10 protein-coding genes are annotated in these 15,107 nt (G+C 73.1%); 4 read left to right on the top strand and 6 right to left on the bottom strand.

All coding sequences use genetic code 11. The features are described 5' to 3' along the window. The 3 genes from IT40_RS24395 to IT40_RS24385 all read right to left on the bottom strand — a co-directional run. Positions 1-539: two-partner secretion domain-containing protein (locus IT40_RS24395; RefSeq protein WP_036760612.1), on the bottom strand; the 539-nt coding region annotated here is incomplete at its 3' end. Positions 540-570: 31 nt separating this feature from the next. Next, positions 571-2,340, bottom strand: coding sequence for a ShlB/FhaC/HecB family hemolysin secretion/activation protein (locus IT40_RS24390; protein ID WP_052096283.1), 1,770 nt, complete (start codon positions 2,338-2,340; stop codon positions 571-573). A gap of 111 nt (positions 2,341-2,451) precedes the next feature. Next, a complete protein-coding gene (locus IT40_RS24385) occupies positions 2,452-2,964 on the bottom strand; it encodes an OmpA family protein (protein ID WP_052096282.1) in 513 nt (170 codons plus the stop codon). 187 nt (positions 2,965-3,151) lie between these two features. Between IT40_RS24385 and IT40_RS24380 the strand changes: the two genes are divergently transcribed. From IT40_RS24380 to IT40_RS24365, 4 genes are read left to right on the top strand one after another with little or no spacing between them, the layout of a single operon-like run. Then, the gene (locus IT40_RS24380; RefSeq protein ID WP_036760609.1) at positions 3,152-3,907 is read left to right on the top strand and encodes a PP2C family protein-serine/threonine phosphatase; all 756 of its coding nucleotides are present in this window, start codon (positions 3,152-3,154) and stop codon (positions 3,905-3,907) included. Between the two features lies 1 nt (position 3,908). Beyond that, positions 3,909-4,856: a M15 family metallopeptidase gene (locus IT40_RS24375; protein ID WP_116171079.1), complete on the top strand. Its 948-nt coding sequence runs from the start codon at positions 3,909-3,911 to the stop codon at positions 4,854-4,856. Next, complete coding sequence (locus IT40_RS24370; RefSeq protein ID WP_036760608.1) at positions 4,832-7,237, top strand: ImcF-related family protein; 2,406 nt, start codon at positions 4,832-4,834, stop codon at positions 7,235-7,237. Before IT40_RS24375 ends, IT40_RS24370 begins: the two co-directional genes overlap by 25 nt. 60 nt (positions 7,238-7,297) lie before the next feature. Next, positions 7,298-9,649: a type VI secretion system Vgr family protein gene (locus IT40_RS24365; RefSeq protein ID WP_036760606.1), complete on the top strand. Its 2,352-nt coding sequence runs from the start codon at positions 7,298-7,300 to the stop codon at positions 9,647-9,649. Here IT40_RS24365 and IT40_RS24360 read toward each other — a convergent pair. Genes IT40_RS24360 through icmH form a run of 3 tightly spaced genes read right to left on the bottom strand, consistent with a single transcriptional unit; the run spans position 9,636 to position 15,007 of the window. Then, complete coding sequence (locus tag IT40_RS24360; RefSeq protein ID WP_036760604.1) at positions 9,636-10,127, bottom strand: TagF domain-containing protein; 492 nt, start codon at positions 10,125-10,127, stop codon at positions 9,636-9,638. The two genes, IT40_RS24365 and IT40_RS24360, sit on opposite strands and share 14 nt — an antisense overlap. Next, on the bottom strand, positions 10,109-13,639 hold the full coding sequence (gene tssM, locus IT40_RS24355; protein WP_036760601.1) for a type VI secretion system membrane subunit TssM: 3,531 nt from the start codon (positions 13,637-13,639) through the stop codon (positions 10,109-10,111). Before tssM ends, IT40_RS24360 begins: the two co-directional genes overlap by 19 nt. Continuing rightward, entirely contained in the window at positions 13,640-15,007 is a 1,368-nt protein-coding gene (gene icmH, locus IT40_RS24350) for a type IVB secretion system protein IcmH/DotU (protein ID WP_052096281.1), read from the bottom strand. It lies immediately after the preceding gene. Positions 15,008-15,107 lie beyond the last annotated feature (100 nt).

Here is a 15,107-nt window from a genome sequence, read left to right as displayed (position 1 = left end):
CCCGCGCCCAGCCCCACCGTGCCCAGCGGCACGCGGATCGTGCCGCTGTTGGCGACCCGCCCGCCCAGTAGTGCGGCATAGCCGCCGGGGATGATGTCGATGCGGCCGCGGTTTTCGACGCTGCCGGGCCGGTCGCCGGAAAAGCGCAGCCGGCCGGCGGTGAAATCCTCGTTCGAGATGTCCAGCGTCGAGCCGACGAAGCCCGCGGTGGCGATGCGCCCCTCGCGCCCGACCAGGATGCCGTTGCGGTTGACGACGAAGACCTGGCCGTTCGCGCCCAGGAAGCCGTCGATCCGGGTCGGGCTGTCGCCGGTCACGCGGTTCAGCAGCGCCGCATCGCGCCCCGGCTGATGCACCCGGACCGAGCCGCCGGCGCCGATGCTGAAGCTGGTCCAGTCGATGATGGCGCGGTCGCTTTGCTGGTCGACCCGCATGGCGCCGGGGTTCGGCGTGGCGATGCTGGCGCTGCCGCCGACCACGTTCGGCCCGCTGGGCAGGGTCTGCGCCGCCAGCGGTCCCGGCACCAGCGCGCTGCACATGAGCAGCGCCGCCCAAAGCCTGCGGCCGGGGCTAGAAGCGATAGGTGCTGACGATCGTGAAACGCGAGGGATCTTCCTGGCCATCGTCCCTGTTCCCTTTGCCGTATTCCAACCTGATGAGCGCCGAGGAATAGCTGGGATCGCGGATCAGCCGCAGATCGACGCCGATGCCGAACGAGCTGGCCTCGATGCGCGCAGCCTCGTCGGCGGTGGGATTCTCCAGGTGGACCGCGCCCATGGCGGCAAAGACATAGGGGCTGACCACCAGCGGATGCCCGAAGCCCTGCGCCGGGAAATGCCGCGCCACCTCGCCGCGCAGGAACCAGCCGGAATCGCCCGAAAGGCTGCCCAGGTCAAAGGCCGACAGCCCCTCGGTCGAGGCGATGCCGAATTGCTCGCTCGACAGCAGCGGGTCGCCGAAGGCGCTCTGCGCCTGCCCCGACAGCGCCATGCTCCAGTCCTGGCGAAAGTCGCGGTCGTAGCGGAAGGACAGCTCCAGCTTGCGGAAATCCGCATCCGCGCCGGCCCGCGACAGGGGTTCGGCCGGCGTCGCCTCGGCGGCGCTGCGCGCGCCCAGGGCGTCCAGCCCCACCGACAGCACGGCCGCCATGCGCAGCGCGCTTTGGTCGGAAAGCTGCCAGTTGCCCTCGCCGGTCAGGCGCAGGACGCGGGTGCGGTCCTTGTAGATCCCGAAATCGCCGGCGCCGGTTTCCAGATCCTGCCGGTCGCGTTGCAGGTCCAGCGCCGCCGTGACCGAGATGTTGCGCTTGACCGAGCGCACCACCGGATAGAACAGCCGCAAAGACAGCCGGTCGAAATCCGAGGCCGTGGCCACGTCGCCGCTGTCCGGCCCGGCCTTGGAACTGGCCGCCTCGATCCCGAAGGTCAGCCCGTCGTTGCCCAGCGGAAACATCGCGCCGCCCGCCAGCGTGCGCAATTGCGGCCGGTCGTCCAGATAGCCCCGCTCGCCCAGCTTGGGATGGCCCGAGGCGCGCAGGTAGAACACCTCGCCCCGGCCGAGCTGGTTGTTCAGCTCGACCCCGGCGCTGAGGTTCCACCGCCCCAGCTCGCGCGAGAAGCTGTTGTCCAGCCCGACGAAGCCGGTAATCGTGCGGAATTGCGGGTTCAGGATGATGACCGTGCCGCCGGGCCGGGCGCCGGTGGACAGCGCCGATCCCAGCGCGACGCCGAACATGTCGCCCGCCAGCAGCAGCCGCCGCTCGATGTCGGGCAGGCGCAGGGTGGGGCGGTCGACCAGCGGCGCGGTCACGGCGTCCAGCCGGGCGCGCAGGCCGGGGGGTGCGGCGCTGGTGTCGATCTTCTCGACAAAGCCGTTGACCACGGTCAGGCGCAGCGGGCCGCCATCCTCCAGCGTCTGCGCCGGGATGACCACGCGCGCCAGCACATAGCCGTCGCGCACGAAGCCCGCCTCCAGGTCCGAGGCGGCGGCGAAGATCTCGGACACCGCGATCCGCTTGCCGATCAGGCGCTGGCGCAGCGCGGCGATGCGGGTTTCGCTGCCGGGCAGGGCGCCCTCGACCCGGACATCGGCCAGCTGGATCGACAGCCGCTCGGCGCCCTCGGGCGCGGCCAGCCCCGGCGAGCCGCTGAACACCACCGCGCCGGTCAGCCGCTGCATCGGCGGCTGGTAGCTGTCCTGGGTGATCTGGCTTGCGGTCGGGATCCCTGTCTGGCCCTGCGCCGGCCCCGCCAGCAGGGCCGCCGCGGCAAGCGCCGCGATCCAGCCTGCCGGGCGGGCGAAGGGGCGTGGCCGGCGGATGCCGCGTCTTGCAGATGTCACGTTCCTGCCTCCCCGAACGATGCGGCGGCAGGGATGCCGCCCCGGTTTCGTCAGCCCGTCGAAAGCGTTCTTCTTATCGGTATCCAGCCGCTGCCGTGGCGGCCGGTCGCGTCAACTCAATGCCTGGAACTCGACCCGGCGATTCTCGGCTGCCGCCGGGTCGGCGGGATTGGCCAGGAAGCGCTTGCCCATGCCAAGCGCCTCCAGCCGCGCTGCGGCGATGCCGCAATCCTGGACCAGCCAGCGGCGCACCTCTTCGGCGCGCAGCTTCGAAAGCGTCTCGTTATAGCTGTCCGAGCCCTTGGCGTCGGTATGGCCGACGATGCGGAACAGCGCCACGTCCGACTGCCGCATGGCCCCGCACATCTTTTCCAGCAGCGGGCGCTGGTCGGGCGCGATGCTGGCCGAATCGAAGGCGAAGCGGATGGCGATATTGACCTGAAGCTCGGGTGCGAACTCGCCGAAGACCACGGTGCCGCCCTCTGCCGGCGCCTCGGCCCCTGCCGGCTCGCCGCCCTGGGGGACGGCGATCATGTCCAGCCCGCGTGTCTTCTGGCCCTGGACGGTGGCGCGATACATCTCGCGCTGGGCCTCGAAGCGTTGCAGGATCTGTTCTTCGGTCAAGTCCTGCCCCTGGGCGGAACCGACCAGAAGGCAAATACCGGACAATAAGGCCAAGCCGGTCCGCAGCACGGGAATCACCATAAAAAAACTGCATCCCTGAAAGATTATTTTACGCTAAACTAAAGATGTTTTCAATTCTTGCGCGATTGTTCGGGATGAGGCTGCCTTGCCCGCAAAGGATCACCCGGTGAACGGTCCCATCACCCGGCGCGGCCTGTCGGTCAGGGGCGCGGGGCTGACCCATCGCGGCACGGTGCGCGACCAGAACGAGGATGCGATCCTGGTCGATCCCTCGGGCCGGGTCTGGGCGGTGGCCGACGGCATGGGCGGGCACCGGCTGGGCGGCTATGCCGCAGACCGGGTGATCGACGCGCTCGAGACGGTCGCCGACGGCGAAGACCCCGCCGCCGCGCTGGCCGCGCGCTTTGCCGCGGCCGATGCGCTGATCGCGGCGCGCGGCCGCAGCGAGGGCGCGGTGATCGGCGCCACCGCCGTCGCGGCGGTGATCCGGCGCGGGCGGCTGACGCTGGCCTGGGCCGGGGACGCGCGGGCCTATCTGCTGCGCGAGGACCGGCTGGCGCGGCTGACCCGCGACCATTCGCTGGTGCAGGAGCTGGTCGATGCCGGCCGGCTGGCGCCCGAGGCGGCGCGCGACCACCCCCAGGCCAATATCGTCACCCGCGCCGTGGGGGCGGGGGCGGCGCCGGAACTGGCGGCGCTGGACCTGGCGGCGGGGGACCGGCTGCTGCTTTGCTCGGACGGGCTGACGCATGTGCTGGCCGATGCCGCGCTGGCCCAGGCGCTGCACGAGACCCGGCCCGGCACGGCGCTGGCCGCCGGCACGCCCGCTGATGCCGCCTGTGCCCGGCTGTTGCAGCAGACGCTGGCGGCGGGGGCGCCGGACAATGTCTCGGTCATCGTGGTCGACATCGGGCCGGGCTGAGATGGGCCGCCGTCCCGCCCCGCCGACCGCCCCGCCCGCGCGCAGCGCGATGCCGGGGCGCGGCCGGGCCCGCGCGCCGCGCCCGGCGGGCAGCCTGGCCGCGCCGATCATCGTGGCGATCGGTGTGGTGATCGGCGCCATCGCCTTTGCGGTCACCACCTGGTTTCTCGACAGCGCCGACCAGGCGACCGAGCTGCGCCTGTCCCGGCAAGAGGCGGAACTGGCCCTGCTGCGCGAGGCGCTGGCCGAGGCGCGGGTGGAACGCCAGGGCCTGCGCGCCGATCTGGCGCAGCTGCGCGACGACCTGAGCCTGGTGGCGAACCGCGCCCCGGTCGCGCCGCCGCTTCAGGCCGCCCCTCCGGCGGACCTGGGCGGCGAGGATTTCGAAAGCCCGCCCCCGACCGAGGCGCTGACCGAGCAGATGCGGCTGGCCAAGTCGCGCTTCAACAAGGGCATCACCCAGCCGCGCAATGCGACCATGCTGGCGATCCTGGGACCGCCGCGCGACAGCTACAACACCGATTGCCAGCCCGTGACCAACCCCCGGCTGCGGGCGCTGATCGAGACGCGCAAGGTCGGGCCTATCACCGTGACCATGCTGAAGCCCGCGCTCGACAGCCTGGCGCGGGTGCTGGAGCGGCTGGAGCAGAGCGATCCCGACATCCATGCCAAGCTGGGCACCGCCGGCGGGCTTTGCGCGCGGCTGATCCGCGGCTCGACCCGGTCGATCTCGAACCATTCCTGGGGCACGGCCATCGACCTGACGCTGGAGGGGCAGCTCGATCCCTTTGCCGATGGCGCGACGCAGTTCGGCCTGCTGATCCTGGCCGAATATTTCAACGAAGAGGGCTGGTTCTGGGGCGCCGCCTATAACAGCCGCGAGGATTCGATGCATTTCGAGATCGGCGAGGAGACGCTGCGCAAATGGCAGACCGAGGGGAAGCTCTGAGCGCCGCCGCCGAACGGCTGGCCGGGCCGGTGCTGGCCTATGCCGACCGACTGCCCTGGGTGGCCGAGGACATGGCGGCGCTGGCCGGCCATGCGCGGGTGCTGCTGGACCGCTTCGGGACCGAGGCGCTGCGCGCGGGCCTGCCGCCGCAGGCGGTGGCGGCGGCGCGGGCGGCGCTGGCGCTGCTCTTGCAGGATGCGGGCGCGGCCAATCCGGCGCTGCCGGGCTGGCAGGGTGCGGCGCGCGGCTTTGGCGCCATGGACGGCGCCAGCCTGGCCGAGGCGCTGCGGCGCGGCGGGGCCGAGCTGGACCCGGTGCGCGCGCTGGTGGCCGATTGCCTGGCCCGGACCGAGGCGCGGCGCCAGGCGCTGGACCGCAGCCGGCCCGCCGGCTGGGGCGCCATGCTGGCGGTGCTGGCGGCGGCCTGGCTGCTGGCCGCGCTGGCTTGGGCGCTGTGGGTCGAGACCGGGCAAAGCCGGGCGCTGGACCGGCTGTTCCAGGCCGAGGCTGTGGCGGCGGGCTTGGACCGCGATGCGCCCTTTGCCGACCTGGGCGCGCGGCTCGACCGGCTGCGGCGGGCCGAGGCGCAGGTGGCGGCGGGCATGGCGCGGGTGTGGGTGCGTCCGCTGGGCTGGCTGACTGGCCGCGATGCCGCCCGCCGCGCCGCCGCTGCGCTGGCCCAGGCGCGCGCCCGCCACCTGCCGCCGGCCCTGGCCCGCGCCATCGACGCCGCCCTGGCCGGCGAGGGCGAGCCGGCCGCCGCCTATGACACGCTGCGCGCCTGGTCGGTGCTGTCGGGTGCGGCCGACTGGCAACCCGCCTGGCTGGCCGGCTGGGCCGAGGATCGCGCCGGCGCCGATCCCGCCCTGGCCGGCCTTGCCCCGCATCTGCTGGCCCTGCCGCACCGCCCCGACACCCCCATCGCGCCGCCCGATGCCGAACTGCTGGCGCAGGCGCGCGTCCTTGCGGCCGAGACGCCCGAGCCCGAGCGCGCCTTCCTGGAGCTGCGCCGTTCGGCCGAGGCGGCGGCGCTGCCGCCCTGGCACCCCTCGCAGGCGCTGCCCGCGCTGGCGGATATTGCCGAGCGCCGCTCGGGCCTGCCGCTGGACCGGCCGGTGCCGGGGCTCTACACCGCTGCCGGCTGGGACATGGCGCGCGCGCGCGGCGCGGGCCTGGCGGTCGAGGCGGCAAGGCAGGCCGGCGCGGCGCTGTTCGCCGAAGTGCTCGCCCAGCAGAACGACAGCCCCGACCGGGTGATGGCGCTGTTGCAGGGCGCGACCTTGCAGCATTGGCAAGACTGGCTGGGCGACCTGCGGCTGCGCTCCTTCGACGACCGGCGGCGGGCGGTGCTGGTCTCGGGGGCGCTGTCGCGGCCGGATTCGCCCCTGGCGGCGCTGATCGCCGAGGTCTGGCGCCAGGCCGGCGGCACCGATCGCAGCCGCCCGCACGCGCTGCAACTGGCCGTCGCCGTCCGCTTCGGCCCCGAGATCCAATATGTCGAAAGCGGCCGCATCGCCCAGATCGCCGCGCTGTTTGCCGAGCTGAACGTGGCCTTGGGGGCGATGGACGCGGATGCGGCGGATGCGCAGCGCCGGCTGCTTGGCGTGCAGGCGCGGGCGCGCACGGTCCGCGCGCTGCGCGACGCGCCGCCGCTGATCGGCCGGCTGGTCGAGGATACGCTGGCCGAAAGCGGCGCGGCCGAGGCCAGCGACCTGACCAACCCCCTGACCCGCGCCTGGCAGGCCGAGGTGCTGCCGCTTTGCGCCCCGGCGCTGGCCGGGCGCTTTCCCTTTGCCCAGGGGCCCGATGCCGATCCGGCCGCGGTCGCCGCCCTGATCGGGCCGGGCGGCGCGATGGACCGTTTCCTGGCCGCGCGCGCCGCCACCCTGCTGGACCGCGAGGCCGATCCCTGGCGCTGGAAGCCCGAGGCGCGCTTTGCCGGGCTCAGCCCCGACAGCGCCGCCTTTCTGCAACGCGCGCTGACGGCGGGGGCGGCGCTGGCGCCGGGGCTGCACATCTCGGCCGCCGCCCTGGCCGAGCGCGGGCGGGCCACGCTGCTGATCGGCGGCGCTGGCGGGCCGGTGGGCGCGGCGGGGGATGCGGTGGCGCTGGACTGGCCGGGCGCCGATCCCGCCGCCGGGATCGAGGTCAGCTTCGCCACGCCCGAGGGCGCGGCCCGGTTGCAGCAGCCCGGCCCCTGGGGGCTGATGCGCCTGCTGGCGCCCCTGCGGCTGCGCGAACGCGACGGCGGCCGGCGCTTCCTGATCGACCTGCGCACCGAAGGCGCGCGGCTGTTTCTGGAAATGGGGTTCGAACGGCCGCTGAACCCGCTTTCCGCCCGGCGCCTGTTGGCGGGGCTTGCCTGCCCGCAGGTGCTGTAATCATTCGCCAATCCGCCCGGCTTGCGTCATACTGGGCCCGGCAATCGGCAGGAGGTCAGCATGTCATCCGCCCGCGAGATCACCGTCGCCATTCCCGCCATAGGCGAGCCCGTCACCTTCGAGCGCATGGAGGGCGAGGAACAGGTCTCGGCCCCCTTCGCCTTCGAGCTGCGCCTGTCGGCCAAGACGCTGGAGGTGAAGGCGGCCGACGTGCTGGGCACCCGCGCCACCATTGCCGTCAAGGGCCCCGAGGACAGCGAGCCGCGGCATTTCGACGGCCATGTCGCCGAGTTCGGCCTGGCCGAAATCCGCGACGATTTCGCCTTCTACCGGCTGCTTCTGCGCCCGGCGCTGTGGTTCGCGAGCCTGGCGACCGACAACCGCATCTTCCAGAACCTCTCGGTGCCCGACATCATCGACGAGGTGCTGCGCGCCTATCCCGACGTGGTGCTGGACAAGCGGCTGGAGGGCAGCTACCCGCCCCGCGACTATTGCGTCCAGTTCGAGGAAAGCGACCTCGACTTCCTCCAGCGGCTGATGGAGGAGGAGGGGATCTTCTATTTCTTCGAGCATTCCCAGGACGGCCATGTCACCGTGCTGGCCGATGCCAATGCGGCGATGAAGCCCGCGCCGGGGGCCGAGGAGATCGCCTATGAGCCCGACAGCCCCAGCGCGCCGCGCGAAGGCGACTACCTGACCGGCTGGGTGCCGCGCGCCTCGGTGCGGATCGGCGGCTTCGCGCAGACCGATTACGATTTCCTGAAACCGTCCTCGGACCTGATGGCGACGGCGAGCCGGCCCGAGGGCCATGCCGGCGACCGGCGCGAGGCTTATCTTTATCCCGGCCGGCACCTGGACCTGGGGCGCGGCGACCGCCTGGCCGGCATCCGGCTGGAAGAGGCGCAGGCCGCCTTCGAGCGCGTCGCGGCCGAGGGCACCGCCCGGCCGCTGGGGCCGGGGCGCAGCTTCACCCTGGCGGGTTTCCCGCGCGAGGCGGAAAACGACCGCCACCTGGTGCTGTCCGCCCGCTATCGCATGTGGGACGACCAGGTTCGCGCCGGCCAGCGCGCCGGGCAGGAGGGGCGCGATCCGCTGGGCTATCACGTCCGGCTGGTCTGCGCGCCCGCGCGCATCCCCTTTCGCCCCGAGCGCCGCACGCCGCGCCGGCCGATGCGCGGGCCGCAGACCGCCGTGGTGGTCGGCCCGGCGGGGGCCGAGATCTATACCGACGAACATGCGCGGGTGAAGGTCCAGTTCTTCTGGGACCGCAAGGGCCGGCGCGATGCGCATTCCAGCTGCTTCGTCCGCGTCAGCCAGGCCTGGGCCGGGGCGGGCTGGGGCTTCATCCAGATCCCCCGCATCGGGCAGGAGGTGATCGTCGATTTCCTGGACGGCGATGCCGACCGGCCCATCGTCACCGGCCGGGTCTACAATGCCGAGCAGGTGCCGCCCTATGGCCTGCCCGGCAATGCCACGCAATCGGGCTGGAAATCCAACAGCTCGCCCGGCGGCGGCGGCTGGAACGAGCTGCGCTTCGAGGACAAGGCCGGCGCCGAGGAGGTGTATTTCCAGGCGCAGAAGGACCATAACGAGCTGATCAAGAACGACGAGACCCGCCGCATCGGCCATGACTGGATCGAGGATGTCGGCAACGACGCCACCCAGTCCATCGGCAACGACCGGCGCGAAAGCGTGGGCAACGACAAGTTCACCACCATCGGCGCGAACCGCCAGGTCTCGATCGGGGTGGACGATACGGAAAAGGTCGGCGGCCATCGCAGCCTGGACGTGGGCGCGACCGAGACGATCCATGTCGCCGCCAGTTCCACCGAGGCCATCGACGGCGCGCACAGCCAGACCGTGGGCGGCGTGCAGACCGTCACCGTCAAGGCGGCGCGGGTGGACAGCGTGGCCGCGACCGAGACGCGCAATGTCGGCGCGGCGCAGACCAACACCATCGTCGGCGCGCGCGGCGTGACGGTTCTGGCCGGGCAGAACCACGCCATCTCCTCGGATGACGGCTGGAAGGTGGGCGGCAACCGCTCGACCAACGTGGCGGGGAACGAGACCGTCGAGGTCGGCGGCAACCGCAGCCACAAGGCGGGCGGCAACCGGGTCGAGAAGGTCGGCGGCGATTCGTCGCTGGACGTCGCCGGCAAGCGGGCCACCACGGTCGGCGCGGATGAATTGCACAAGGTCGCCGGCAAGATGGGGCTGGACGTGGGCGCGGCGCTGGCCGTCGTGGCGGCGGATTCGATCGCGCTGACCTGCGGCTCGGCCGCCATCGTGCTGAAGAAGGACGGCACCATCACCATCGAGGGCAAGGACATCACGATCAAGGGCTCGGGCAAGATCGACGTGAAGGCCTCGGGCGAGACCTCGGTCAAGGGCTCCAAGGTCAACCTGAACTGAAGATCGCCGCCAGCGCAGGCTCCGGCGCCTGGGGGTCGGCGGCCAGCGCGGCACCCCCCCGCCGCCACAGCAGCAGCGGCGGCGCCTCGGCATTGCCGGCCGGCGCGGGCAGGGCCGCAAGCGCCTGCCACAGCGCCTCGGGGTCGGGCGTGGCGGCGGCTTGCAGCACGGCATCGCACCAGGGCTCCAGCGCCTCGGGTCCGGGCAGGCCGTCGGCCAGCAGGAACAGCGCCAGCGGAAAGCGCCGCCCCACCGCATCGGCCGAGGGCAGCACCAGCCCCGTCGCCGCCCGCCCGCCCGAGGCGATGCGCAGCCGCAGCCCGCCCGGCGGCCAGCCCTCGCGCCCGGCCAGATGCGCCGCGGCCCAGCGGTCCCAGCGGCGGCGGAACGGTTCGGGCAGGCCGCGGCCGACGAAATCGCCGCGCGCCGGCAGCTTGCCCCAGAAGCCCGCCTGCGCGGTCAGAACGCTTCCGGGCATCGGAAGGCGCCGAACATGCTGAGGTCGAAGGGATTCTCGACCGAGGCCGCGCGCAGCTCGAACCGGGCGGCATAGGGGCCGATGCCCAGCCGCAGGCCAAAGACCTCGGGCAGCGCGGTGGGCGACAGCCCGGCCTTGCGCACCAGCCGCAGCCAGGCCCAGGCGCCGGTTTCGGTGCTGATCGCCTCGCCCGTGCCATCGACGGGGGTGAAGCTCAGCGAGATCAGGTTGGTGCCGTCCTTGCCCGGCCAGGTCATCGGCATCGGCCGGGCGGCGGCGTTGAAATAGACCAGGCTCTGCCCGTCCACGTTCAGCGTCACCCGCGCGGCATTCGGGGTCAGATCCTTGGGCTCCAGCGTAAAGGCCATGACCGGCCCCGCGCCGCCCGGAAACAGCGCGTCGCGGATGGCGCGGGCCTGTTCGAACGGCGCCAGCGTACGCGCGTCCAGCCCCAGGTCGGCCCGCCAGCGCCAGGGCCGGGCGCTGCTGTCGACATAGGGCGCCAGCGTCTCGTTGGTGAAGCCGTCGAAGCGGCCGCCGGGGCCGAAAAGCTGCTGGAAGTCGCTGACCGTCACGTCGATGGCGGAATCGGCGACGAAGGGATAGCGCCCGCCCGTCGCCGCGCGGCAGAAAGGCAGCACGTCCGCCCGCCAGCGCGCGTTGAGCTGGGCCAGGATCGCCTCGCGCGTGACGCTGATCGTGTCGCCGGCGATGGCGCCCAGCCAGGCGTTGACCGGGTCGGGCAGGGTGGCCGCGACATTGCGCAGGTCGCCCGTCAGCTGCGGCAGCCCGCCGCGCGACAGCAGCGCCGCCTGCGGATCGGGGCTGGCCTGCACGGTCAAAAGCTCCTTGGACAGCGCACCCAGCGCGGTCTCGGCGTCCAGGATCAGCGGCGGCTTGCCGTCCACCTCGGCGACGATGGCCTTGAGCGGGGCGAAATGCCGGGCGATCTCGGCGCCGGGGGGCGGCGGCTCGGGCTCGCCCGGACGGCGGGCGGCGGCGGCGACCTTGGTGCCGATCCGGGCCGCCGCGCCAAGGCCCAGCTTGCCGGCCACCTTCTTCAGCACGCCGGGGTTGATCTCGGGGCTGTCGCCCTGTTCGGGCGGGCGCGCCAGGTCGGTTTCGGCGACGACGGCGTTCAGCAGCCGCTTCAGCGTGCTGTCGGGGCTGGCCAGGTCCTTCAGGTTCGCCGTGGCGGTGGCCAGGTCGGGGATCGGCGCCAGCCGCACGTCGCGCAGGAAGCCTTCCCAGGCGTTGATGAAATCGTCCTGGTAAAGCTTCATCATGTCGGCCTGCAGCGAGGCGGCCGAGGCATCGGCGCTTTCCGCGCAGCCGCCGGCAAAGACCTTGCGGTCGTTCAGCGCCGCCTCGGCCATGCTGGGCAGCATCGGCAGCACCGTGGCGTGAAAGCCCTGCCAGGTGAAGGCGCCGGGAATGCCCTGGCGCAGGGTCTGGCCCGACAGCCGCGTCAGCACCTGCCCCGCCAGCGGCCCGGCCTTTTCCGCCGGGATCCAGTCGGGCAGGGCGGCGATCTCGGGCTCGGACATCAGCGCGCGATAGCTGCGCAGCGACAAGGGCACGGTGCAGACCGCCTGCAGGGCGGCCTCGACCAGCTGCGGATCGGCCTGGATGCGGCTTTCGTCGCCGCCCAGCCGGTCCAATGCCGCCAGTTGCCAGGCGCGCGCGGCCTCGGTCGGGAAGGGGGTCTCGGCGGCAAAGCGGGGCAACACCTCCTGCCACCATTCCGCCAGCCAGGCCCGGTCATAGGGGCCCAGCCCGGTCAGCATCTGATAGGCCTTCAGCGCGCCCAGCAGGAAATCCGGGTCGCGGATCTGCCGCCACATCGTCGCTTCCAGAAAGGCGACCATGCGCGGCTCCAGCAGGTTGCGCAGCCCGCGTTCGCGGGCCAGCCGGGCCGCGCCCTCGATCTCGGCCGCGGCCGAGGGGCCGATCAGCGCCAAGGGCCCGCCGGGCACCGGCGTCCGCGCCGCCTCGATCTCGGTCATGGCGTCCAGCGCGACGGGCAGGTCCAGCGGCTCGGTCGGGGCCTGGCGCGAGGCGGCGTTGGCGAGCCGCCCCGACAGGTCGGCCAGCAGGCGCTGCTGGTCGGCGACGGCGCCCGACTGGCGCATGGTGTTGAACAGAAACCCCAGCCCCGCCAGCAGCACCAGCAGCGCCGCCGCCACGGCCGAGCCGCGCCAGATCCATGTCCGGCGCTCTTCGGCGCGCGGATCGAAAAGGCCCAGCCCCGCCTCGCCAAAGATCACCCCGGCCAGCAGGTCGTGCAGGAAGAAGGACCGCCGTTCGCCCATCATGCGATGCGGCATGGGCGCGGGCGCCAGGCCAAAGCCCGCCGCCATCCCCGCCAGCATCCGGTCCAGGGGCGAGCCCTCCTGCGTGGCCGAGGTCAGGTAGAAGCCGCGCAGCCAGGGCGTCTGCTCGTAGCGGCTTTCGCCGAAGGCGGTGTCGATCAGCAGTCGCAGCGGCGGTTCCAGCCGTTCGAACTCGGCCGGAAAGCGGAAGATCGCGGCGCGCTGCGGCAGGTCGGCATCCTCGGCCAGCCGCGCGTCCAGCCGGCCCTCCAGCACGGCGGCGAGGCTGCGGAACTCGCGGGTGATCGCCTCGGGCTCGGGCAGGGCGTCGACGGGCAGGGTGGCGCCCCAGACCTGCGCCCGCTGGGCCGAGGTCAGCGCGCCGAAGAACGCCTCGAAGCCCGGCAGCCGGTCGGCCTTGGTCAGCATCAGATAGACCGGCAGCTGCATCTCCAGACGCTCGCCGATCTCGGTCAGGCGCTTGCGGATCTCGCGGGCGTGGCGGCGCAGCGCGTCCTCGGGGCCCAGCAGCTCGTCCAGCGACAGCGCCACGATCACCCCGTTCAGCGCCCGCCGGCCGCGATGCTTCTTGAGCAGGTCGAGGAAGCCGGCCCATTCCGCCGCGTCGCGCTCGGGCTCGCTCGACTGGTCGGTATAGCGGCCGGCGGTGTCGACCAGCACGGCGGTTTCGGTAAAGAACCAGTCGCAGTTGCGGGTGCCGCCGATGCCCTTGAGGTCGTCGTTCAGCGCGATGGGAAAGTTCAGCCCCGATTGGCGCAGCGCCGTGGTCTTGCCGGTGCCGGGCGGGCCGATGATGACATACCAGGGCATCTCGCGCAGGAAGCGCCGCTTGCCCAGGCGTGATCGGGCCAGCGTGGCCAGGATTTCCTGGAACTTGCCGCCGATCTCGGCCGCGGCATCGGGCGCGTCGGGCAGGGGCGGCGGCGCGGCCAGCTCGGTGACGAACATGCGGTTGCGCCGCGCGGCGCGGATCTGGCCCAGCAGCAGGATCAGCAGCCACAGGACCAGGATGGCGCCCAGGCAAAGCGCGCGGACCTCTGCGCTTTCCAGCGGCGGCGCCTCGCCGACCGAGACCAGCGGGCCGTAGAACCAGATCGCCGCCGCCAGCAGCGCCAGCCCGACGAAGGTCCAGAAGCCGCGGGACAGGAGGAACCGGAACATGGCCTTGAAGATGCGCATCTATTGCCTCTTTTCGATGCGGATCTCGATCCGGCGGTTCTGGGCGCGGCCGTCGCGGGTGGCGTTGTCGGCCACCGGCTGGCTGTCGGCGCGGCCTTCGGCGCGGATGAGTTCGGCGGGCACGCCGGCCGCCGCCAGCGCCTGTGCCACGGTCTCGGCCCGCGCCTCGGACAGGCCCTGGTTCGAGGCAAAGGGGTTGCTGCGCTGCACCGGCACGTTGTCGGTATGGCCGCTGACCGCGACCGCGCCGATGCGGTGCGCGTTGGCGACGACGGTCCTGCCGATGGCCTCGACCAGCGGTTGATAGGCGGGGTTGAGGGCGGCCTTGGCCGAGCGGAACACCTCGGGGTCGCTGGCCTGCACCACCAGCACGACAAGGCCCGAGGTCTCGCGCCCCTTCATCGCCGGGCGGAGGGCGGCGGGCAGGGCGGCCTCGAAGGCGGGCAGCAGCGGGTCGATCACCGTCGCCGGCAGTTCGGGGGCCGGCTCGACCGTCTGGCGGACCGGGCGGAAGATCGCGGCGCGCTCGGCCGGGGGCAGGGCGGCAGCCTGGGTGAACAGGCTTTCCGCCTTGCCCGACAGATGCATGGACAGGCCCGTATGGATCGCCAGGACCAGCCCCAGCGCCCCCAGCCACAGCGTCCACAGCGGCACGGCGAAACGGCGCGGCGTGTCGGGGGCGATCACCCCGGCGCCATGCGGGGCCAGCGGCATCGCCTCGCGTTCGGGGTCGCGCAGCAGCCGGGCGATCTGGGCGCGCAGCGCCACCAGCGCGCCTTCGCCCGCGCCGCCCTGCACGCGATACTTGCCGCGAAAGCCCAGGCAGAGGCACAGCCAGGCCAGCTCCAGCAGGTCGCGTTCGCCGGCCGGGTTGCGCATCAGCGCCTCCAGCCGGTCGAAGAAGCGGGTGCCGGCATCGACCTCGCCGGTCATCTGCGTCACCAGGGGCTGGCGGGGCCAGTCGCTTTGCCCGCCCCAGGGCGTGTTCAGCGCCAGATCGTCCAGCAGGGCGGCGACGAACCAGGCGCCCTGGTCGGCCCGGCTCAGCGGCACGCCGGCGGCGACCGAGGCGTCGCGCCCCTCGACCAGCACCGATTGCAGCCGCGCCCGCAGCGCCTCGGGGCGGGCGGGGGGATTGGCGCGCTCAAGCTCGGGCGCCAGTTCCAGCAGCGTGGCATGGGCGGCGACCAGCGGGTTGGGATGCGCCCGCCCGCGCCGGGCATGGGGTGCGGCCTCGGGCGCGGCGGGATCGGCGGCGGCCTGCCAGGCGGGGCGCGGCGCGGCGGGGGCGGGGCCCGGGGGAGCGGGGCGGGGGTGGGGCCCGCCCGCGGCCCGCGGGGGGGTGGGGGGGGGGGCGGGGGGGCCCAAGCCGCAGGGGGCGGTCTGGGCGCCCCTCCCCCCCCCCCACCCGCCGGCCGCGCGGGCGGCGGTTTTGGGCCCGCGGGCCCGCTTTCCCCCCCCACCCACA

Source organism: Paracoccus versutus (assembly GCF_000763885.1).
Lineage (GTDB): Bacteria > Pseudomonadota > Alphaproteobacteria > Rhodobacterales > Rhodobacteraceae > Paracoccus > Paracoccus versutus.
Note: the sequence above shows the minus strand (reverse complement) of the source record. Positions and strands in the feature narration are given on the sequence as shown.